This is a genomic window from Microcoleus sp. D3_18_C2 (assembly GCF_036702395.1).
GTDB lineage: Bacteria > Cyanobacteriota > Cyanobacteriia > Cyanobacteriales > Microcoleaceae > Microcoleus.
The window spans coordinates 17,276-40,282 of sequence record NZ_JAUBTG010000032.1 but is presented as its reverse complement, the minus strand read 5'-3'; the positions used below and the strand labels follow the sequence as shown (position 1 = coordinate 40,282).

Below are 23,007 nucleotides of genomic sequence, written 5' to 3'. Positions count from 1 at the left end.
TTTTGACATCCTCCCACCACTAATTTGGAGTACCGAATATAGTGGGGGATTCCCAAGAATTCTTGGTTCGCAGTTCATCGAGCCAACTTAGAGCAAGAACGTCTCCGTTCTTAAGCCAGAGGTTAGTTTCTCCCTGCGCTTTTGAGCTTTTGGCTCCAGATTCCGTATGCCCTACGGTACTGTTTAAATATTCAGCTAACAGCTTGAATCCTTTTGCCAAAATGTTTTTTGCGGCATTGTGGTCGCGATCTAAAACCGTGCCACACTGGTTACATCGATGCGTCCTGGTGCTAAGAGTTTTCTTCACTTTCGATCCACAGCACGAACAATCAACAGTCGTGTTTCGAGGTGGAACAGCGATAACAATGACACCGTGAACCAGGGCCAAATATTGAAGCCATTGAGTGAATTGATACCATGATGCGTCGCTAATAGACTTAGCTAAGTGGTGATTTTTCACCATGTTTCGTATCTTCAAGTATTCGTAGACAATTAGGTCGTTAGATCTAACTAGCGCCAGAGCATCTTTACGAGCCTTGTCTTCACGCTGTCTACTTACCTTGAGATGTTGTTTGGCTAAAGCCCTGCGAGCTTTATGGTATCTATTAGACTGCTTTTTGCCCCTGATATGCTTCTTAGAAACCCGGCGTTGCAGCATCTTGAGGCGACGTTCGGACTTTCTCAGATATCGAGGGTTATCGACAGTATTTCCATCAGAATCGGTGTAGAACTCTTTAAGCCCTAAGTCGATTCCCGTCATTTTTCCTTGAAACTCATGCTCCTCTCTTCTATCCCAGTTCACTAAGAACTGAGCGTAGTAGCCATCAGCAAGTCTGATAACTCGAACCCTAGAGATTTGTTTTTCTGAATACCCGACCAAATCCCTAGAGCTCCATAAGTTCATCGTTCCTACTTCAAAACCATCGGTGAAGGTTATCTGTCTTCTATCAGCAGATAATTTCCATCCACTGTTTTTGTACTCAATGGAACGGCTGAACTTCTTGTATTTGGGGTAGCCTTTTTTACCAGGCTTACCCAATCTACAGTTTTCATAAAAACGCCCAATAGCAGACCACGCTCTATCTGCGTGAGCCTGTCTAGCTTGAGAGTTAAGCTTCTTCGTCCAAGGGGTTTCCTTGTTTTTAGCTAGTACCGAGCAAAGCTTTTGGAGGTCATTCCTAGTGACTCCTTTGTTATCTTCCCAATATCGCAGACAAGTGTTGCGGATGAATTGTCCGGTGCGGATTGCTTCATCCAACTTACTGTACTGTGATTGAGTTCCTTTTAACTTTGCTTCTATTACTAACATGGTAGAATGATACCACATTTTACCCAACACAAACACGGGTATAATTATAATGATTCGCTATCGCTCAATCGTTAGCTGGTCGGCATTCATCTCGCCGCTAAACCATCGGGGGGACTCGCGGATCTCGATAAATCCCCCTCGGTTATAGCGGGAGCCTTCTGCGGACATTAAGGTAAAATATTGAATCTCGACGCATTAACCCAACATCTCCTCTAACCTATGCAACTGCTCGAACCCTCAGTCCATTTTAGATTTTAGATTTTAGATTTTAGATTTGACTCGCCTTGATAAATCTGGGAGGTTGAGCTTTAGTCTAAAATTTGGGGAATATCCACAACGATTGTCGGGGGCTTCCGTTTTTTGCTGGTTGCAAAAACAGCAAATGGGTAATTCAGCTCAATCAATTCTAAAGGATTCCAGATCGCCCCAGATCAAAAAACATCCTATATTTTCAGTCCTAGACGCACTCCCGACCAAGAAACGGGGTTTTTTACTTAATCTTCGAGTACGAACGAAGGATTTTCCTAAAAAAACCCGGTTTCCGGCCCCCTCTGCGTAAATCCTAATTTTGTGAATCGGCGATCGAATTTCGCCCATCAGCATTCCGTGTTTCCTTCCTTGGAACTCGTCCAACCTCAAGCCCTCAGCCAGAATCAACAAGCGTGACTTGACGGGGTGACACTCGTCTGGTGGGTCAATAGTAGCTTGTTTGATGCGTCCGCGCGATCGCCCGCCCGTACCTCAACAACCGCCAATCACTCATAATTGCCACAAAAATTCAAAATCCTAAACCCAAAACTGCCCAACCCCAGTACGATCGATCTAGTTAGCAAAAATAAGTAAAAACACTACCGGAGTAATTTTTATGGATCTGGTCGTACTCCAGAACTGGCTGGACAACATCTCCTTTGCCGTTTTGTTCTCCACAATGCTCATTTACTGGGTTGGCGCAGCATTCCCCGGCATTCCCTACCTGGGGGCCCTAGGAACCGCAGGAATGGGCGTCGCCAACCTATCCATCGCCGCTTTACTCGGTTCTCGATGGATAGAAGCAGGCTACTTCCCCTTAAGCAATCTCTACGAATCCCTATTTTTTCTAGTTTGGGGAATCACCGCCATCCACCTAGTCGCGGAAAACATGAGTCGTTCCCGCTTAGTAGGAGTAGCCACATCCCCCGTAGCAATGGCAATATCCGCCTTTGCAGCCCTGACTCTGCCCGCAACCATGCAATCTGCAGAGCCCCTAGTACCCGCCCTCAAATCAAACTGGCTGATGATGCACGTTAGCGTCATGATGCTCAGTTACTCAACTTTAATGGTAGGAGCCCTGCTGGCGATCGCCTTTTTAATCGTCACCCGCGGCCAAAAAATCGAACTCACCGGTAGTTCCTTCGGCACCAACAGCAACCGCAACGGCAACTACCGCCTCCAACGCCCTCAAAACCCCGAACCTCAAAATGCAGAAACCAGCGCCGACAGCGCATTAGTTTTCAGCGAACCCTCTTTCAACTCCAACAATAACGGTTTGGGCACCACCGCAGTCCTTGAATTAGCCACCGTTCAAACCACATCAACCGCCCCAACTCAAACCGCAGAACTTCTCTCGCCCCAGCGCTTGAATCTAGCAGAAACTCTTGATAACATTAGCTATCGCATCATCGGTTTAGGATTCCCTTTACTAACTGTTGGCATTATTGCCGGTGCGGTTTGGGCTAACGAAGCTTGGGGCTCATACTGGAGTTGGGACCCGAAAGAAACTTGGGCGCTAATTACTTGGTTGGTATTTGCTGCCTACCTGCACGCCCGCATTACTCGCGGCTGGCAGGGAAGACGCCCAGCAATTTTAGCAGCCACAGGTTTTGTGGTAGTTTGGATTTGCTATCTAGGCGTTAATCTGTTAGGCAAAGGTTTACATTCCTACGGTTGGTTTTTCTAATTCCTAATCCACCAATGGGCCACAGAAGAACAGGATAAGTCAAAGAATCGGGATTAATATCATCTCCGGTTGTAGGGTGGGCAATTCCCACCTTACTTAACCAGCGAGATTCTAATAATTAACTCCCTCTTCCTTCTTATAACTTCGGTCTTCCTCACATCCGTTACATAATCCGTTGCCGAACTTCCTTCATTAAAATAAGGACAATTAATATGGACGAATCGCCAATATTTCCCCAAGAAGACGATGTTGTGTCTGCCCCTACCAGCGCTTTGATGTATCAATGTACATTCAAAGTCAGCGAATTTATGGCAATCATGCAGTCAAAATTGGTAGACGAAAAATTATTCTCAGACGGCCTGGATTGCGAGCTATTAAGTGCTGGAAAAAACTGGACTAAAGGAAAACTTAGAATGCGTCTGGAGTTCATTCCGCTTGAACCAGAAATCAAAGAACAAAAAGCCCTTCCTGCCGCTGCCGAAAGCTCAGACACCCTGCAAAACTCTGCGGTAGATAGCTCAACTCAAACCGATATAGATGAGCCATTAAATCAATGTGACTCAACAGAAATAAGTAATCATTTTCCTATTTCTAGGTATCCAGACCGCGACCCCCAAAGTATAGGAATGTGGAGCTAGGAAGGCAAAGATTGAGAGATTGGGAGAGGGGGATGGTTCCCCTTCTTTGCTGAAAATCCATCCGTTAAATCCCGGACAATGCTCGTTTTCTAAGGAATGAGAATTAAATAACTTCCACAAGTTTGTGGGATGGGCGTCCCACAATAACAATTAAAATTGTAAGTTATTTAATTCGCGATCCTAACTTCCTGATTTTTGCTTAATAAAAAACTGCTCTCATGGCTGAATCTTCCAATTGGACGCACCTCCACGCTCAAGTGCACAAGACGCTGCTGTACCGACAAATATTGCCATCAAATCAGCGATTGCTAGTAGCAGTATCGGGCGGACAAGATTCTCTGTGTTTAATTAAATTACTGCTAGATTTGCAGCCAAAATGGGGGTGGAATCTAGCGATTGTTCACTGCGATCACCGTTGGCGTTCTGACTCGGAAGCCTCGGCTAATCATGTAGAACAATTAGCTAAAAACTGGGGAATATCCTACTATTTGGAAACAGCCTGGGACATCCCGAAAACAGAAGCAGCGGCCAGACAGTGGCGATATCAAGCTTTAACCGAAATTGCGATCGCCCACAACTACCCCTACATTGTTACAGGCCATACAGCTAGCGATCGCGCCGAAACACTCCTCTACAACCTGATTCGCGGCAGTGGCGCCGACGGACTTTCTGCCCTCACCTGGAAACGGCCCCTCGCCGATTTTGGATTGCCGATTTTAGATTTTAGATTGGCGAATTCCGGCGAAAATCCCAACTCCCAAATATCGGCCGATTTTAGATTGGAAAATCAGGATGAAAATTCCCAATCGAAAATCCCAAATCTAAAATCTAAAATCTATTTAGTTCGTCCCTTGCTTGAAATAACTCGATCGCAAACAGGTCAATTTTGTCAAGAGCAAAAACTACCAATTTGGGAAGATTCCACAAATCAAGACTTGCAATATACTCGCAACCGGATTCGATCGGAATTATTGCCTTATTTGGAAACTCATTTCAACCCAAAAGCCCAACAAGCCCTAGCCCAAACAGCCGAACTTCTCCGCGCCGACGTAGAATATCTCGAACTTGCAGCCAGCGACTTGCTACAGCGAGCAATGTCTCCAATTGCAGACAATATGCAGGTGAATTTTCAACTTCCCGTCAAGTTAAATCGCCCGATTTTGCGCGAAGCACCCCTTGCCTTGCAGCGACGGGCAATGCGGCAACTACTGCAACAAATATTGCCCTCGGCGCCCAGTTTTGAAAGCGTAGAAAAACTAACGAGCTTAATAGTAGCCCCCAACCGATCGCAAACCGATCCATTTCCTGGAGGAGCGATCGGTCGAGTCGAACACCCTTCGATAATTTTACATATTAAATTTTAAGCTGAGAGCAAACTCGAAAGGACTTGCCGCAACTCAGAAACTACCCGATTTTGCTCGTCTCCCGTCTCCTGCACCCGATCGAGTTCCCCCGCCACCGCTTCGAGCTTTTGGCGTAGCGCATTCAAATTGTCCTGCACCGGCTGCAACATTTCTTGATAAACATTCACCCTGCCCCAGAGTTGCGCCACTGCACCTTTCTGGTTGAACAAATTCTGCTCTAACTGCTTGAGTTCGTAGCGTTTCGCCTCACTTTCCCCATTTTGGCGGTTGACATTTGCCTCTATTTGGGATATTGCTTCCTGCACTTGCTGAATTTCGTTTTCCAGTCTTTGCAATTCTTGGCTTTGCTGCTGTCGCTGAGTATTGAGCTGTGCGACAATCGGCCCCAAATCAATATCTCCTCGCTCTTGTTTGGAAGCATTAGCAGTACCCAGCCGCCGCCACAGCACCGCCTGATGCTGCTTTAAAACATCTTCTCGTTCCTGCAACCGGAGGCGCTGTCCCACCAGAGTTTCGTTTAACATCTGATAACTTTCGAGCTCATCTGCCATTTCATTTTCCAAAGCCATGCGATCGTACTCGGAAGCAGCTTGAATTTTCTCTTGCAGCTCCTCGATTGTCTCCCGCTGCAGAGTCAACTCCTCCTCTTGATCGTTAACAAACCGGAACACCTTTTCCAAATCCTGTTGCAGGTGTTGCACCAGCCCTTGTAACTCATCAACAGGCATCTTCTCCAAAGCTGACACATCTACTTTCTGCTCCGTACCCGCAGCACCCGAAGCAGATGCGAGCCTGGAAACTTGCTGGTAAAGCTCCTCAACAGCCCGCACCTGCAAAGACACCGACTGAGCCTGAGCCTGCTTAGCGCTGAGGGTACTTTGCTGTCCTTTAAGCTCCGCCCGAGCCCCGGCCAAAGTATCTTGAGATTGGTACCACTCTTGCCAGCGGTTTTGGAGGCTCTGATTTTGTCGATCGACCTCTTCTTGTTGCTGTTGAGCTATGCTCTGTTTTTGCTCCAACTGCTGCCAGTGCTGATCCAGAATTGCCTGTTGAGCGCCCACGGCACCAAGAGACTGATTCATTTGTTCCCGCACCCCTTGGGCCGAAGCAATTGCCCCTCCCAGCTTCTGCATCAACTCCTGAATCCTCTGGGTCTGCTGCTCATCAACCACTGCCCCCTGCGGAACCTCAGACTGCTGCTGGGCCACCCGTTGCTGCTCGCCCCGCAACTGTTCCCAAGCCGTCTCAATTTCCACGCGACTGCGATCGACTTCTTCTCGCAGTCGGTTAGCTTCATCTCGAGTATTTTCAATTTCCGAGCGCTGAGCCTCCAGCCGCTCCAACTCCTCTTCCATTTGAGCCAACTGCTCTTCGCGGGCTTGCATTTCCATTTCCCGGCGATTGAGTTCCTGACTCGAAAACGTCAGAGAAGCCTTCCACTGTTCAATTTCCTCTTCCTTATCCTTAAACTTGTCCTGCAATCGCGAGAAATTTTGCAGAATGCTCACCAACTGGCGGGCCGCCTCCTGAATCCGCTGCACTTGCTTGCTAGCGCTCAACTCAACCAGCACCAGCGTGCCGTCGTTAAACTTATTAGCTTCCTCAACTGGGATCGCGTCATCACCTGGTACGGCGCTCCAGTTATGTTCGCCCCGCTGACAAGCTAGCAGTTTCAGTTCAGCCTTACCGCCACCGAGACCAAAGCCGCTTCTCTGTTTTTGTACTTCCGCTAGATACAGCACACTAATAGTCCTCTGCTTCGTAAAACCTATCCCAACTTACTTTAAGTTACTTAAAGGCCTAAAAGATAAGTGGTGTTTACTTCCTACGCTGTTGGGTAGACGGCTAATTCCAACATAAGTAGGCTATCCCCCTTAAGCCAAAGGTTCTTGACTAAAGATAACACTGCCTGTGATTTTTAGTCAACTTACCTAAAGTAAACAAGTGTAGGCAAGTAAGGATCGCTTTTTGCCAATTAAGTCTTACTTCTTGGTATTGTTTGCCCAATCGGGGGATAGCATTTTTTCTAACTTTTCTTCAGCACTAACGCATAGCACGTTCTCACGGGAGAACTTCCAGAAATTACGGGCGTCACCAGTTGTCTGGAGGAATGAGACAGCAGTACCAATGCCACTTGATTAAAGACTAGCTCTCACTGCGAAGACTGCCATAGGCTAAAGCTGAAAAAGGTCAGTCCGTCAAAAACTTTCTATTGATTGTACCAGGCTTTAGTTGCGGCTCGATCGTCAGAAAAGCCATCGCTACCCCCAAGCGGACGCCATCCTTCGGCGGACTAGGGATTTGAACCGCGCTGCCTTAGAATAGGGTAATGACGCGAGCCGATGACGCTCGCGGGGGGCGAGCAAAAAGGTCGATCGGCACTGAGGGTGAGAAACTGTAACCAAAATCCTACTCACATCTACTCATTCCTTCTGAAATGAGTAGGGATTGAAGCAGTATATAGCGTGATTCAAAGCGATAGAGAGGTAAAAATGCTGTTAGGCTTCAAAACCGAATTGAAACTGAATAATCAACTTACTCGCACATTGTTAGCCCAGCATTGTGGAGTAGCGCGTCATGCGTTGAATTGGGGATTGTGGTTGACCCCAAATATACTTCACCACAATAAAACCAACGAGAGTGAAAAGCTCAAACTTCCCACAGCTACTGACTTGCACAAACTCTTAGTAGCTATAGTGAAATCAAAAAATCCTTGGTACTATAGCAATCCTCGCATCATTTGTAAAAATATGTAGGGGTAGTGCTACCCCTACTCCCCCTGCCTACCCCAGCCAAGTTGGGGCAACCGGGCGTGGGGAGAGCCCCTACAAGAATTACACGAATCATTTAGGATTGCTATATGAATGCAGCAAGTCTACACCGCAGCAAGCATGAATGGCATTGCGCGAAGCAGGGAAACGGTGTTTTAACAAAACTCGGGGAGTGCCGATATTTAAGAATCAAGGGCGGCGTGACTCTTTCACGTTAAAAAGCGCAGTTAAAATCTTGGGTGACAATAAAATTCAATTTCCTGTTATTGGCATTTTGAAAACTTATGAAAGATTGCCACAAGTATTAACCAAGTCTTGCACGATATCCCGTCAACCCGACAGGTGGTTTATCAGTTGGCGGTTTGACGCCCAACAGCAGGAATCAGGCAATACAAGCATTTTCAGAGTTGACCTCGGCATTAAAGCATTAGCTACTCTCTCAACAGGTGAAGTAATTGCTGGGGCAAAATCCTACCCAAAATATGCAGCCAAAAGGTCAAGAAGGCAAGGGCTAAACCGCCCTAAAATGATCGGTTCAAGCAACGGTCAAAAAGCGCAAGTCAAGATAGCGAGACTGCATAAAAAAATAGCTAACACACGTAAAAATACGTTACATAACTTGACGACATTACTTGCCCAAAATCACGGTTTAATGGTCATAGAGGATTTGAATGTAAGCGGAATGATGGCTAATCATAAGTTGGCTGCGTCTGTTGCCGCTCTGGGATTCTTTGAGTTTCGCCGCCCGTTAACCTACAAATGCGAGTTGTACGGTTCAAAGTTGGTAATTGCTGACCGTTGGTTCCCGTCCAGTAAAACCTGTTCTAACTGTGGAACAAAAAAAGAAACACTTTCCTTGAGCGAGAGAGTGTTTGAATGCTCCTATTGCGGATTGGTGATTGACCGTGACTTAAACGCGGCAATTAATTTGTCAAAAACCGTCAGTTAGGCGGGGATCGTGCCTGTGGACTGGTGAGTTTCGACACCGCCAGGATGAAACAGGAAGTAAGCTTTACAATACTACTGAGTAGACTTGTCTAGTCATGAGTAGATGTGAGTAGGTCTTATGTAACGGAATACAAGGTGAAACTCTACACTTAGAGAATGCCGCGAGTTGCGCGGTTTCAGCTTGTGGACTGGTAGCGCGGCCGAGACCCGGCAGCAAGTATCGCCCTTTCGTCAATTCCCAATTGTGAGATCGGCATCAGCGCGTAAATTATTGACGGAAACTAAAGTCAATGTTTTCGCCAGCACACAGTCTTTCCGATCTCAGACGCCAACGGTTTTAAGGAGGACATTTTAGCTGCATGCAGGGAAATTTGAGTGAAATAGACATCCGCAGCATCCTGCAATTGATTGAGTTAGGCCAGCGAACCGGAGAACTGTTCGTAGAGGCCTACACCTCCACCGGCAGCGGCACGGGTACTCAACCTACCTCGCGCTCCCTTGCAGGACAATCCTGGTATGTCTTCTGCTTCAACGGTCAGATTATTTACGCTACCCAGAGTGCGGGCAGTTTGTTTCGCTTGCGCGACTACCTGCGCCGCTACAAAGCAGATACCGCCCTCGACAAAATCCAAGTTCCCTATATGGCATCTACCAATGCCCCAGAATACGGCTACCTCTGGGCCCTGCTAGAAAACCACATCCTCACCCCAGCTCAAGGCCGCAACATCATCCAGAGCATGATCCACGAAACCCTATTTGACTTGCTCAGTCTCCACCAGGGTTCCTTCACTTTTGAAATGGGCCCAGCTTTGGCTCCTCAACTGACCAGCTTAGAAATTAGTTCGCTCCTGGCCAAGATTGTCAAACAGGTGCAGCAGTGGAAGCAGTTTCACCCTCACATTCAGTCGCCCAACCAATGCCCGGTGATTTCAGATCCCTCCGAGCTGCGAGTCGCGCTGCCTGTCAACACCTTTAATACTCTCAGACGCTGGGCCGACGGGCACACTTCGATCCGCCAAATGGCGCGCTACCTCAACCGAGACGTGCTCACTGTCGCTAAGGCGATTTACCCCTTTGTGCAGCAGGGATTGGTGCAAGTATTTTACGAACCCTCTGTAGCCCCCACCAACAACAAAAAAGAATGGTCGTCCCCAGAAACCAAAGTTCCCAGAGTTGTCTGTATTGACGACGACAATACTATTCGCAAAACAGTCGAGTCAATTTTAAATGAACACGGTTACGAAGCTACTACGATCGGCAATCCCCTCCAAGCCCTGAGTTTGGTGTTTCCACTCAAACCCGATTTAATTCTGTGTGACATCGCCATGCCGGAACTCGACGGCTACGAAATTTGCGCTATGCTGCGTAGTTCTAGCGCTTTCCGGCAGACGCCGATCGTGATGTTGACGGGCATCGACGGATTTATCGATCGCGTTAAAGCCCGCATGGCCGGAGCTACAGACTTTTACACTAAACCTTTTGGTGAAAGCGAGTTATTGATGCTGGTAGAAAAATATGTGGGCCCAGGCTACCCTCGGGTCAATCTCTCGGAAAGATTATTAGACCGATCGCTAGAAGACCAATTAGAAGAAAAATAAGTTTCGCCCCCATGGCATGATGGGAGCTTTTTTGTACCTGCGGTTAGATCGAGTCTCGGCCACCACAAAGAGAAAGCTGGACGTACTATTGGCGATCGCACCATAAACTAGAATGTATAAATCCGCGCGCTGGCATAAGGGCGTCGGTAAAACTCTGTTCAATTTCTAGACCCAAGTGGGTCTAACACGCTCAAAGTGCAAATATAATATACTTGTTCTCCACTTGCAGCCGCTCCGAAAAACTGATGTACAGAGCTACTTATTGCTAGGTATTTCTGTACAAAGCCAGAGAGTCCAATTCTCAGTCTTAACTGACTCCGTTCATGATTGTCGGGACATCAGCCATGTCAACAACTCCTCGCTAATCCCAGTATCGGTTTAGCATTCATCGCAGAAATTACCCAGAGTTTTACCAATTGAGACGGCGGTGGGATTACAAAGTGAAGCTTTAGGGGTTTCAAATTAATTGTTCGTAGTCGATTTGAGCTAATTTGTAAGCATTGGTCGCGCGAATTTATTGCTGGCAGTCAATTATTGACGGAACAAATTTATTGCCAAGTACCTCCGGCAGTAGCGCCATTCACCCCTTGGCTGTGTCAAGCTTGGCTGTGTCAAGTTTCGACCATCGAAGTTTCGATCGGCTTCTTCTTGGCGGGAAACCTCAACAATTTTGCTAGAAATGCAGGTGTCAGAATTATGATTAGCGGTAGCCCAGACTTTATATTACCAGGACTAGGCGTAGATCCGGCTCCGGAATTCCAAGAACTAGAAACTCCCGAAGGAGAGCTGCACCTGCGGTTCTACGTTCCTTCGGGGAACGAGTTCGCTCTGCCAGCGACAGGGATTAGAGAGGTACTATCCCCGTCCCCAGACCGCATGACACCGATCCCCAACGTTTCCTCTTTGCTTTTAGGTACGCTAAATATGAGAGGACGAGTGATTTGGGTGGCAGACCTCGGCCAATTTCTGGGAGACCAAACACCTCTGAACACAGATAGACCCGAAATCCCGATCGTGGCTGTGGAAGACCAAGACACGATTTTGGGGCTGGCAGTCGATCGAATTGTGGGGATGGACTGGCTCGACGTAGAGCAACTGCACTCTCAGAACAATGCACCAGACGGCATGATTCCATTTCTGAGGGGAGAATGGATGTTAGGTGCACCAGCTCAGAAAGTGCTCCGACTGCTAGATCAAGTGAAAATTCTGCGCTCGGCGCGGTGGGCAGCGTGAAATCGATTTTAGATTTGCGATTTGCGATTTTCGATTGAGGTCTAATCATAAACAGTCACACGACGTGAGGCGCGCATCTAAACATTCAATTCAAGATAAAAATCAAAAATCTCAAATCTAAAATCTAAAATCCAAAGAGGGCGGCAAATGGCAACAAGTACCAACTTTCAGCAGGACTACCAACGGGCAGAAGCGGCCTACATGGATGGCAATTATTCAGAAGCCGCAGCCCTAGTTTATCAATTAGTAGAAGATTTTCCCGAAGACCCCAGCGCTCGCCTGCTGTGCGGACACATTTACTGCTACGGACTGCAACAGTATGAGGTGGCGCGGGAACAGTACACGGTTGTGCTAGGTCTGAGTGATGACCAGAGTTTGGTAGAACACGCTCACAGCGGAATTACCTACACAGACCAATTTTTATCTGGAGAACTAGAAACGGAAAATTTCGAGGCTTTGTCTGCTGAAACTGAATTAGAATTCTATCCAGACTTATCTCTTGATGAAGGGTTAGAAGACCCGGATTTGGGACTTTTCCAAGGAAATTCCCCATCCCTTTCCTATAGAAGTCAATCCCCAGACGACATGGAAAACGAGGACTTGGCCGACTTAGGCATGAGTGGCTTGGGATGGGAACCAGAAGACGACGATGGCGCAGGCTCAGTCCCAGATTTAGCCTCACATTCTAACCCCTTTGGTGGCGACAGCGGCGGAATGGCAGCTTATGCTGAGAACTCCGGCTCGCTAGACGGCATAGACGAGTTTGCCGACTCGGACTTTGGAGACCCTTTTGCCTTAGATGATGGAGGGTTTGATGGTGCTGACTTGTCTAGCAGCAAAGTTTCTGGTTCAAGCGCACCTTACTCAGGAGATTCGTTTTCCGAAGCTCCGACTCAGATGCTCAACGGTCAAAGTTTTGCCTCTTCAGAAAGCGGGAATTCCTTCGACTCGAACCAACTAGACTCCCCCATCGGGCCCTCGGACAATTTTGGCGAACCTTTTGGTGCGCTCGATTTGCCAGACGAATTCGACAATAACTCCGACTACGACTACCAATCCCCGCCCCAGATTGGCCAAAATTACGGTCATAACACACCTGGGGTCGAAGATGAAGACCCCTTTGCCGAGGCGATGCCCTCGTCGGGTTTCGGGTCTTCTAGACCTCAAAACAAACAGTCGAATAACGGGTCGGACTACTCGTCAAACTATTCGCTGGCGGAAGACGAAACGCTGTTGATGGGAGGTGCTGTCCCCAACTCTCAAAGTCAAAGGTCGAGCCGGGGACAATTTAATTCAGTCGATCCAGCCTCCTCCAACAGCAACGGTTACAGCGACTCGGAACCCCCGGCATTTAGCTCTAGAGACAACTTCGAGTTAGATGCTTTTGAAGACGACGCTTTTAGCGATTCTTTCTCTTTCGACGAAAACGAACAAGCAACAGCTTTCGGGGCTTCCGACAAGAACAACAGCGCCTGGTCGTCAAAAACTGGGAACGCTCAAGAACACAGCGACTTTTTAGACGAATTTGACGAATTTGACGATTTGGGCAATTTGCCGGACTTTGATATCTCAGAAGATGCCACCAGTTCGATCTTGACTAGAGGTAACACCAATTTCGGCAACTCGACCAGCGGCATGATGGGAACGACTGGGAGCAGCCTGGACTTTGACAACAGCGATGGCTCAGCAATTCGGGATGACGAAATATTTAGCATAAGCGGCCCGGCTGATACGTCTGTGTCGACTTTTTCTCCCACAGAAACAGAAGCGCTCGATACTTCGGTAACAGTAGAACAGGGGGGACTGGCTTTCTTGGAAAATGCCCCTTTGTTTACAAAACAGTTGTACACGGCAATCGGGGCGGGACTTGTTTCTCTGGTAGCTGTGGCTTTCGTCACCAACATTGCCTCCTATCAAGCTCTGCGGCAAGACAAACCGGAGGCGATCGTTTACCTGCGCCAAACAGGCTGGGTAATGACTGCAGCCGCAGGCTTTACCAGCTTTTTAACTTCTTGGGGCATCGGCCAGTTGATCGCCAAGCAGGTACGCAAGTCGTCGGACAATTTGCAAGCTCAGTTCGATGCCGTATCTCAAGGAACTTTGGATGCTCGCGCTACGGTTTACTCGGAAGATGAATTTGGCAAAATGGCTGCTAAATTCAACCACATGGCGAAGGTCATCCAAACCACGATTAGCGATACTAGGCGCAAGTCTGACGAGCAGGAACAGGCAAAAGAAGACTTGCAGCGCCAAGTGATTCGCTTGCTAGACGACGTGGAAGGAGCGGCCCGGGGTGACTTGACGGTGACGGCAGAAGTGACCGCAGACGTTTTGGGTGCTGTTGCTGACTCGTTTAACTTGACAATTCAAAATCTGCGCGAAATTGTCCATCAGGTGAAGCAGGCGGCTCGGGAGGTCAGCAAAGGCGCGACAGATAGTGCCAAGTTTGCGGGCGATTTGTCTTCAGACGCGCTGCGGCAAGCTGAGGAACTGGCGGCAACGCTGAATTCGGTGCAAGTCCTCACCGATGCGATTCAGCGGGTCGCAGAGAGCGCTAGAGAGGCGGAAGAAGTGGCCCGGGGCGCGGCGGCAACGGCTCTGAAAGGGGGCGAGGCTGTGGAGCGGACGGTGGCCGGGATTTTGGAAATTCGCGAAACAGTAGCAGAAACCACGAGAAAAGTCAAGAGGTTGGCGGAAGCTTCTCAAGAAATTTCTAAGATTGTGGCTTTAATTGCGACGATCGCCTCCCGGACGAATTTGTTGGCCCTCAACGCCAGTATTGAGGCGGCGAGAGCTGGGGAAGCGGGCAGGGGTTTTGCGATCGTGGCAGATGAGGTGCGACAATTGGCAGACCGATCGGCTAAGTCTTTGAAAGAAATCGAACAGATCGTGATGCAAATTCAAAGCGAAACCGGCGCGGTAATGACGGCGATGGAAGAAGGGACGCAGCAGGTTATTGAGGGGACAAGATTGGCAGAACAGGCGAAGCGATCGCTTGAAGATATCATTCAAGTTACTAATCGAATTGACGTGCTAGTGCGATCGATTACTGCCGACACTGTAGAGCAAAACGAAACAGCTCGCGCGGTCGCCAGTGTGATGCAAGCTGTCGAGCTGACCGCTCAGGAAACGTCCCAAGAAGCGCAGCGAGTTTCGGGTGCTTTGCAAAATTTGGTGGGCGTTGCTCGCGACCTTTTGACATCGGTGGAAAGATTCCGAGTAGAAACAGCAGAAAGACAATAATCAATTGTCTCATGCTTTTTTTGCGGGCTGATTTACAAGCACGTTAGTGTGGCAATAATGGCATACAAAAAGCAACCTCGCAGTCTTGAAACCCCTGCGGGGATGCCAATTCAACACCTAAAGGAAGTAGGAGTTGCACAGATGGACGATAACATAGTAGAGGTAATACCGGGCATCTTTGGTGAAGTTCAGCCGACGGGCTGTATTATCTCTACCCTAACCAAATCTAGGAGTGGCTATGCAAACAAAAGACTTCGCATTAACGGTGAATGGAAAACGTTTACTGTCCACCGTTTAGTATTAGAAAATATCTTAGGTCGTCCGATTAGACCGGAATACTTTGCTTGCCACACTTGTGATGTCCGCAACTGCATTAATCCAAACCATTTATGGGAAGGTTCTAGACTGGAAAATTCTCAAGATAGGTTTAAGAAAGGACGAATTAAAGATGTAGGAAGTACATCTGCGCCGAAACCTCAAAAACAAGTGCGAGGCATAGAAGTAATTCCAGGCATTCGCGCTGAAATACAGCCGAACGGCTGCATGATTTGTACCTTGGTTAAAAGAAGTGATGGTTACGCCATTAAGGGTACTAAAATTAATGGCAAAACAAAAAGTTTCTACGCTCACAGACTTGTACTGGAACACAAACTGGGAAGGCCTGTTAAACCCGGTTATTTTGCGTGTCACAGTTGCGACGATCGCGGTTGTGTCAATCCTGACCATTTGTGGGAAGGAACCCCCGCCGATAACTCCCGCGATGCTATAGAAAAAAACCGCTTTCCTTTCGTTCCCGGCAAGATATCTATCCACCGCAAACTCCAACCCGAACAGGTGCGCGAGATTCGCTATCTTTTAAGTGAGGGCATATCGAAAACAAAAATAGCCAGGACATTTGCGATATCTCGCAGTCAGATTATTCTCTTGGCAAGGGGCGAGATATACAGAGACCTTCTCTAGAACTACTAACATAGACCCAATACAATAACGCTTAAAATCAGGAATAAAACTATGCTGCCGGAGCAACAACAGAGGATAATGGGCTACTTTATTGAGGAGGCAAAAGACCACCTCAATACGATCGAACAAGGGTTGCTGAATCTGCAAACCACGATCGAAGACCCCGAACTGGTCAACGAAGTATTTAGGGCCGCTCACTCTGTCAAAGGAGGAGCAGCAATGCTGGGGCTGACGAGCATTCAGCAAACAGCTCACCGACTAGAAGATAGTTTTAAAGTATTAAAAGAGTGCAGCGTTAAAGTAGACCAACAGCTAGAGTCCCTTTTTCTGCGAATTTTTGACACATTGCAAGGGCTGTTAGAGCAACTGTCGGGGCCTTTTGGACTGACAGAAGAATTGGGAGAACAGATGGTTCGAGAATTAGAACCAGTATTTGAAGAACTTAATGGGCACTTGGGGGGACTCGTTGGACACGGAGAACACCATGCAGACGAGAGCTACGCGATGTCAGTACCCGAACCAGTTATGGCGGGGGTGGGAGTCGGGGCCTTTGCCTCATCAAAGAGTTTTCCAGATTCGCGGTCAGTTTACGCACCTGATGCCAGAACAACAGAAGACAGCGCGCTGCAGCTAGTATTTGACTCGGACGTGCCGGCGAGGATGCGGGAACTCCTGCAAGAGTTTAAACAGCCGGAGGGGCCAGAAAGCAGGCGGCAACTTAAGAACATTTGTCGGAACTTGCTCAGGGCGGGGGAAGAATTTGAACTGCCCTGCTGGATAGAATTGATCCAAGCTGTATCCAAGGCGATCGGCAATCCAGAAAATACCTACCGCACCTTAGCCCCAACGGTGATCAAAGACATCAAACAAGCGCAAGAACTGGTAATTTCTGGTCTAGAATCGTCGATCGCCCCAAGCGCAAAACTTCTGTCGCTGCAGCCGGCTGTTCTGGTTCCAGAAACAGATTTTGAAGATTTGCTGGCCTTCGCTCAACCGACGAGTAAATCCGGGAAAAATGTGGTTTCTGTTGAGGATGAGGCCTGGGATCTGGTGGGTTCGGGCGATGCCCAGGATGGATTGAACAAGTTGCTGCCGACTATTTCTGGGCTGAGTATAGACGAGCTGTTCGACCAACTCGATAGCGGCGACAGCAACGATGACAATGGCATTCGATCGTCCCAGTTCGACGAAGATTCCGCCTTCGCAGAATCGGATATAGAGACGGGTGCTTTTAGAGGCTCGACCCGCAGCGGCCCGGAAGTGGGCGCGGCAGAACTCAACACTTTAGCTGACTTGTTTGACGGCGAGTCCCCGGATCTCGACGGCGCTTGGGAAGAAGAAGAAGACCTCGACTATGCACACTCTTCTGGGATATCGGCGGCCCGAATGCTGGGGTTAGACGATGATGACAATTCCGGCGATTTTACTGATTTGTTGTTTGACGAATACGATGCGGAAAGTTCCGAAACGAATAGGACGCCTCCGATTGATGACCTGACGAGTTTGTTTGGGGAGGATTTGCTGTTTGGAGAAGAGGCAGAGGGCTCGACAGTAGCTGCCGATCGGAAAAATGCGGGTTCGAGCCAGCGGTTAACCCGCAACCAGGTTAAAACGGGTAACGGTAGGGGCGGTTTGGAGCGGCGATCCGACACGGTGGCCCCAGCGAGGGGACAAGCTGACGAAGATGCTCTCGGTACGCTGTTGGACGAAGTGGCGGCCCAAACTTCTGCTGGTGGTACGGAGGACAATGCTGATTTCGAGAACTTGTTCGGCGATTTAGGCTTATCTGAGGCAACAGGTGGGCAGGCAGTCTCTTCGGAGTATTCCCTGAAGTCGGAGGCTTTAGACGGAGAATCGAAGCAGCCGGCAGCCGGGGGGGACAATAATGATTCAGCGAATGCCGAAGCGCTTGAAGAGCCTGAAATGGATGATTTCGAGTTGTTCTCTGAGCTGGGCGAGGATTCGGATTTGAGCGAGTTGTTGGGGATTACTTCTAATTTCCTTTCTTCAGAAGACGAAGGTGGGGAGAACGGGGGCGATCGAGCTCAAGCTGCAGGCACCGCACAAAATGAGGAAATGGGCAACGTTCTTAACATGACATCAAATTCTGATTTAGATATCTCAGCAGATGAAAACTGGCTAGAAGATGCTTTCGGCCTGGAAGACGAGTCTGTGCAATCGCTCAACCTGGAAGGGGACGATACGGATTTGGATGCGCTGTTTGGGGATATGACCTCGGACGCGATTTCTGAGGATGAACAGACTGTGCGGGATCGGCAAGGAGTGGCTACTTCCCGAGAAGCTGCCGATTTGGCTGAGCTTTTCGGTTCTGTACCTACGGGTACGGAGTATGAGGGAGAAGCTTCGGGGCAAGCCCGTGGGGGTTGGCCCAAGGATGGGGATTCAGAATTGCTGAGTGCGGATTTGGGAGTTGATGAGGGCGACTTGGGGAGTTTGTTCGACAATAATAACAATGGTGCGGCGGTTTCCGACCAAGGCTTGGCAAATTCGGCAGAGGTTGAACTTGGGGCTTTGTCCGACGATCGTCCTGAGTCGGAAATTTCAAATCTCGAATCTGATGAGGGCGCAGCTTTCGATTTCTTGGAGGATATGTTTGGGGAAGGGCTGGTGCAGCAGCCCGATGCTGTAGTGGCGCCAGATGAGGGCGCGGCTCATGATGAGGAAGAATTGTCGGCCGAACTGCCCGATGGTTTGGCAGGCGGGGTGAGTGCTGATTTGTTCGATCGAGCCGAAACAGATGTCGCCGGGGAGTATGAGGGCGAAGATGATTTGTTTGATGCCCTGGAAACTGATTTTTCGAGTGTGGATTTAGAGCCGCTGCCTGCTGAATCTCTCGATGGTATGTTTGATGGCGATGCTGACTTGCTCTCGGCGATGGAAACGGGCGCTACTCTCAACAACGCAGAGTTGGAGGGTTTTGATGATTTGTTGGATTCGATCGATGCTGAGGTTTTGGTGACTTCGGAACTGACGACGGGCTTTTGGGACGCTGAGGACGAGTCAGCCCAGGCCGATGCCTCGGAGTTAGATGAGGGGTCGCTGGCAGACTTTTTTGGCGATGGCGAATCAGGCGATGAGGATGATTCTGAAGGCAATTTTGACGATTTAGAAGCACTGTTAATTGCAGGCGGTGCGGGAGCTGTCATAGCAGCTTCTGCGAGTACAAATCAGAGTCCGGTAAATACAGAAGTTTTCTCGGATCTTGAAGAACTCCTCAGCGAGAGCGCAACTATGCCGGAAATTCACGGGCTACCGGCGACAACTGCTAGTAAAGCCGCGCGCACCGCTGCCGATGAGAGCGACGACGAATTTGGCGATTTGGAAAAACTGCTCGAAGATCCCAAGGACAGCGGCCGCTCACAGGGGGAAGGCAATATGGGGCCGTCGGCGATCAACAGACCCAGGCGGAATGCCCGCGCGGGCGGGTTCGGCGACCAGACGATGCGGGTGCCGGTCAAGCAACTGGATAACCTCAGCAATTTGATGGGGGAACTGGTGGTGAACCGCAACAGTTTGGAGCAAGACCAAGAACGGATGCGCCAGTTTTTGGACAATTTGCTGCACCAGGTAACGCTGCTGAGCGATGTGAGCCAGCGGACTCAGGATTTCTACGAGCGGAGTCTTTTGGAGATTGCTTTGCTGGCAAACCGGCAGGGACACCGATCGGCCTGGCGCTCTGAGGATTCGGCCCACACGAGGGAAAGTGCCTGGAGACCAGAGGAAATGGACAGGTTTACTCCTTTCCACAGTTTGGCTCAGGAGATTATTGAGCTGATCGTGCGGGTGCGGGAGTCGGCTGCGGACATTGAGTTTTTGGTGGATGAGGCGGATCAGGTGACTCGCCAACTGCGGCAAGTTACGACTCAACTGCAAGAAGGTTTGACTCGCGCCCGGATGAAGCCGTTTGCGGAGACGACGGACAGGCTGTTCCGGGCGGTGCGGGAAATCGCGATTAAGTGCGGGAAGCAGGCTCAGTTGCAGGTTGAGGGTAAGGAGATTTTGATCGACAAGATGATTGTGGATCAGCTATATGACCCGATGACTCATTTGGTGAACAATGCGATTACTCACGGGATCGAAGCGCCGGAGGTGCGTCTGGCGGCTGGGAAGCCTGCAGTCGGCAGGATTACGATTCGCGCTTTCCACCAAGGGAACCAAACGGTGGTTTCGGTTTCTGACGACGGGGCCGGAATTGATCCGCAAAGGGTGAAGGCGAAGGCGATTAAGCAAGGTATGCTGACGGCGGCTCAGGCTCAGAGGATGTCTCGCTCGGAAGTTTACGATTTGCTGTTTATGCCCGGTTTCAGCACTCAGGAACAGGCGACGGAGTATGCCGGCCGGGGGGTCGGTATGAATGTGGTGCAGACTTCGCTGCAGGAGATTCGGGGCACTGTGTCGATCGATTCAACGATCGGCAAAGGGACTGTGTTTACCATCCGTTTACCTCTCGTGTTGAGTATTTCTAAGGCTCTGACTTGCATTAGCGATCGAGCTCGCATTGCTTTCCCGATGGATGGGGTCGAAGATATGATCGATGTGCCTCGCGATCAGGTGACGACGGGGGCGGACGGTTTGCCTTGCATTGAGTGGCGGGGTCAAAGCTTGCCGTTCCGGCCGCTGCGGGATCTGCTGGCTTACAGCCGCCATTTGGGCCGGGGCAGTGTTTACGGGTTTAATACTGACGATGACATGATTTCGGTGATTGTGCTGCGCTCTGCTGGCAATTTCTTGGCGGTGCAGGTGGATCAGGTTTCGACGGAACAGGAAATTGTGATCAAGCCGTTGGAAGGGCCGGTGCCCAAGCCGATCGGGATTGCTGGGGCCACGGTGCTCGGAGACGGTCGGATCGTGGCGATTGCGGACGTTCTGGAGCTGATCGATTTGGCTACCGGCAGGCTGCGGAAGGACACTGGCGGTACGCTTTGGGATGAGGGCGAGAAGGCTACTAAGGAGGCGGAAATTGAGAAGACTGAGCCGACTGTGCTGATTGTGGATGACTCGATTACGGTGCGATCGCTCTTGTCGATTACTTTTGAGAAGTCTGGCTATCGTGTGGAAGAAGCTCGCGACGGTAAGGAAGCTTGGGAAAAGATGAAATCTGGTCTGCCTTGCGATATCGTTTTCTGCGATATTGAGATGCCGAGAATGGATGGTTTGGAACTACTTTCTCGGATGCAGAAGGATGCGGTTTTGTGTGAATTGCCGATCGCGATGCTAACTTCTCGCGGTGCTGACAGACACCGCCAAATGGCTTACAGTTTGGGCGCGAAGGGCTATTTCACTAAGCCTTATTTGGAGGAGCAATTGCTTGATGCTGCTTCTCGGATGTTGAAGGGTGAGGTTGTTGGTGCTCCGGTTGGTGTGTAATGTGTAAATCTGCTTTTATCTGCGGTTAAAAAATGGAATTTCTTAACCGCAGATGAAATTGGATTGATTAAACCGCAGAGGACACAGAGAACGCAGAGAAAGAGAACAGAGAGAGCGATGATTCCGAGGAAGGACGAATTTGATATAATTTATCTGCGTTTATCTGTGTTTATCTGCGGTTGAAAAAGGGAGTTGATTGACCGCAGATGAAAATGGATTGACGCGGATTTAGATCGCGCTTTCGGTTTTGGTGGTAGGCTGGGAATGTGGGGTGTAGCGGAAGGGCGATCGAGGTTATTTATGGATGCTGAAGAACTTTTAGAAAAATACGCTGCAGGCGAACGGAACTTTACAAAAGCACAGTTAAGCGGGATAGATCTCAAAGGTGCAGACTTGAGTGGAATAGACCTACGCGGTGCAAATTTGACGGGAGCTGAGTTGAATGAGGCAACTCTGAACAAAGCAAACCTCTATGGAGCAAACTTCAGTAGAGCATCCCTGGTAGGAACAAACTTAATCGGGGTGACAGGTAATAGTGCCAACTTCTGTTTTGCAGACCTCACCAGTGCTGACTTGAGTAGGGCAGACCTCACCAGTGCCAATTTGAGAAATACTAAGCTGGACAATGCAAACCTGAGTGATGCCCAATTAATCTCTGTATGGTTAACTACAGCCTCCTTGAAGGAAGTAAATTTAAAGAGAGCAAATCTGAGCGGCTCAAATTTCACGAGGGCAAATTTGACAGGAGCACAATTGAGTCAAGTGAACTTAGGTAATGCTAGTCTCGAAGATGCCAATCTCCAGCAAGCCCAACTTCGAGGTGTCAATCTCTCTGCACTTAACTTATCAGGTGTGAATCTGACTGAGGCGGATATTAGTGCAGCAGACCTCACAGGGACAAATTTGAAAAAAGCCTGTCTGGCAGGGGCAAATCTAGAAAAATCTAGTCTTAAACAAGCAACTTTGATGCTAGCAAGTTTGGAGGGAGCCAACCTTAAGAAAGCAGACTTGACTGATGCTCAAACCTATGGTTGGAATTTTAAAAAAGCAGACTTCACTGGTGCGATAATGCCAGATGGAGAAATCTACCAGCCAGAAATCTCAGAACCAGAAATCGACAACAAACAAACCCCTCAACAAGAATCCCAAAAAGTGACATCTATGACGCGCAAAATTATTCGTACTGACAAAGCACCGGCACCCGTGGGCCCATACAATCAAGCGATCGCCGCTACGGGCACTATGCTGTTTGTAGCTGGCCAAATTGCGATCGACATTAGACTAAACGATATTGTCTACACCGACGATGTGGCAAAACAAACCGAACAAGTTATGGCAAATCTCGAAGCCATTCTCACAGAAGCCGGCGCTACTTGGTTGGATGTCGTAAAAACTACCGTTTTCCTCAAAGATATGAATGATTTTGCCGCTGTGAATGCGGTTTATGCGAAATATTTTGATGCGGAAACTGCACCGGCGCGCGCTTGTGTGGAGGTTTCGCGTTTGCCGAAAGATGTGTTAGTTGAGATTGACTGTATTGCGGTTATTTAACGTGAGTTAGTGTGCTGACCTAGCACGTCGATCCGATCGACGTGCCAGCTATATAGAGTCTGACTGCT

At 49.0% G+C, this 23,007-nt stretch carries 13 protein-coding genes; 11 read left to right on the top strand and 2 right to left on the bottom strand.

Annotation, left to right across the window (positions count from 1 at the left end):
* Positions 1-19: 19 nt before the first annotated feature.
* Positions 20-1,309, bottom strand: a complete 1,290-nt coding sequence (locus QUA88_RS18775; protein WP_333056456.1) for a transposase — start codon at positions 1,307-1,309, stop codon at positions 20-22.
* Positions 1,310-2,174: 865 nt separating this feature from the next.
* On the opposite strand from QUA88_RS18775, the gene ccsB reads away from it, so the two are divergent.
* The 3 genes from ccsB to tilS all read left to right on the top strand — a co-directional run bounded on the left by ccsB (position 2,175) and on the right by tilS (position 5,247).
* Positions 2,175-3,245, top strand: a complete 1,071-nt coding sequence (ccsB, locus tag QUA88_RS18770; RefSeq protein ID WP_333056455.1) for a c-type cytochrome biogenesis protein CcsB — start codon at positions 2,175-2,177, stop codon at positions 3,243-3,245.
* 212 nt (positions 3,246-3,457) lie between these two features.
* Positions 3,458-3,883, top strand: coding sequence for a KGK domain-containing protein (locus QUA88_RS18765; RefSeq protein ID WP_333056454.1), 426 nt, complete (start codon positions 3,458-3,460; stop codon positions 3,881-3,883).
* 218 nt (positions 3,884-4,101) lie between these two features.
* Entirely contained in the window at positions 4,102-5,247 is a 1,146-nt protein-coding gene (gene tilS / locus QUA88_RS18760) for a tRNA lysidine(34) synthetase TilS (RefSeq protein ID WP_333056453.1), read from the top strand.
* On the opposite strand, the gene hmpF is transcribed toward tilS, so the two are convergent.
* On the bottom strand, positions 5,244-6,989 hold the full coding sequence (gene hmpF / locus QUA88_RS18755) for a pilus motility taxis protein HmpF (protein WP_333210862.1): 1,746 nt from the start codon (positions 6,987-6,989) through the stop codon (positions 5,244-5,246). The genes tilS and hmpF overlap by 4 nt on opposite strands.
* Before the next feature lie 723 nt (positions 6,990-7,712).
* Here hmpF and QUA88_RS18750 point away from each other — a divergent pair.
* From QUA88_RS18750 to QUA88_RS18715, 8 genes are all read left to right on the top strand, one after another.
* On the top strand, positions 7,713-8,003 hold the full coding sequence (locus tag QUA88_RS18750) for a helix-turn-helix domain-containing protein (protein WP_333056451.1): 291 nt from the start codon (positions 7,713-7,715) through the stop codon (positions 8,001-8,003).
* Between the two features lie 139 nt (positions 8,004-8,142).
* On the top strand, positions 8,143-8,967 hold the full coding sequence (locus tag QUA88_RS18745) for an RNA-guided endonuclease TnpB family protein (protein WP_333056450.1): 825 nt from the start codon (positions 8,143-8,145) through the stop codon (positions 8,965-8,967).
* 358 nt (positions 8,968-9,325) lie between these two features.
* Positions 9,326-10,564 (top strand): response regulator, encoded by a 1,239-nt coding sequence (locus tag QUA88_RS18740; RefSeq protein WP_333056449.1) that lies wholly within the window; start codon positions 9,326-9,328, stop codon positions 10,562-10,564.
* Positions 10,565-11,263: 699 nt separating this feature from the next.
* Positions 11,264-11,797, top strand: coding sequence for a chemotaxis protein CheW (locus tag QUA88_RS18735; protein WP_039887356.1), 534 nt, complete (start codon positions 11,264-11,266; stop codon positions 11,795-11,797).
* Positions 11,798-11,944: 147 nt separating this feature from the next.
* The gene (locus tag QUA88_RS18730) at positions 11,945-15,040 is read left to right on the top strand and encodes a methyl-accepting chemotaxis protein (protein WP_333056448.1); all 3,096 of its coding nucleotides are present in this window, start codon (positions 11,945-11,947) and stop codon (positions 15,038-15,040) included.
* A 57-nt stretch (positions 15,041-15,097) separates the two neighbouring features.
* Entirely contained in the window at positions 15,098-16,000 is a 903-nt protein-coding gene (locus tag QUA88_RS18725; RefSeq protein ID WP_333056447.1) for an HNH endonuclease, read from the top strand.
* 51 nt (positions 16,001-16,051) lie between these two features.
* A complete protein-coding gene (locus tag QUA88_RS18720; RefSeq protein WP_333273095.1) occupies positions 16,052-21,388 on the top strand; it encodes a response regulator in 5,337 nt (1,778 codons plus the stop codon).
* Between the two features lie 264 nt (positions 21,389-21,652).
* The gene (locus QUA88_RS18715; protein WP_333273092.1) at positions 21,653-22,939 is read left to right on the top strand and encodes a Rid family detoxifying hydrolase; all 1,287 of its coding nucleotides are present in this window, start codon (positions 21,653-21,655) and stop codon (positions 22,937-22,939) included.
* Positions 22,940-23,007 lie beyond the last annotated feature (68 nt).

What these genes read in the sequence shown, in the direction of transcription:
- QUA88_RS18775 (WP_333056456.1), bottom strand. Translation starts at nt 1,309, where the DNA reads ATGTTAGTAATAGAAGCAAAGTTAAAAGGAACTCAATCACAGTACAGT.
- ccsB (WP_333056455.1), top strand. Translation starts at nt 2,175, where the DNA reads ATGGATCTGGTCGTACTCCAGAACTGGCTGGACAACATCTCCTTTGCC.
- QUA88_RS18765 (WP_333056454.1), top strand. Translation starts at nt 3,458, where the DNA reads ATGGACGAATCGCCAATATTTCCCCAAGAAGACGATGTTGTGTCTGCC.
- tilS (WP_333056453.1), top strand. Translation starts at nt 4,102, where the DNA reads ATGGCTGAATCTTCCAATTGGACGCACCTCCACGCTCAAGTGCACAAG.
- QUA88_RS18745 (WP_333056450.1), top strand. Translation starts at nt 8,143, where the DNA reads ATGGCATTGCGCGAAGCAGGGAAACGGTGTTTTAACAAAACTCGGGGA.
- QUA88_RS18740 (WP_333056449.1), top strand. Translation starts at nt 9,326, where the DNA reads ATGCAGGGAAATTTGAGTGAAATAGACATCCGCAGCATCCTGCAATTG.
- QUA88_RS18730 (WP_333056448.1), top strand. Translation starts at nt 11,945, where the DNA reads ATGGCAACAAGTACCAACTTTCAGCAGGACTACCAACGGGCAGAAGCG.
- QUA88_RS18725 (WP_333056447.1), top strand. Translation starts at nt 15,098, where the DNA reads ATGGCATACAAAAAGCAACCTCGCAGTCTTGAAACCCCTGCGGGGATG.
- QUA88_RS18720 (WP_333273095.1), top strand. Translation starts at nt 16,052, where the DNA reads ATGCTGCCGGAGCAACAACAGAGGATAATGGGCTACTTTATTGAGGAG.
- QUA88_RS18715 (WP_333273092.1), top strand. Translation starts at nt 21,653, where the DNA reads ATGTGGGGTGTAGCGGAAGGGCGATCGAGGTTATTTATGGATGCTGAA.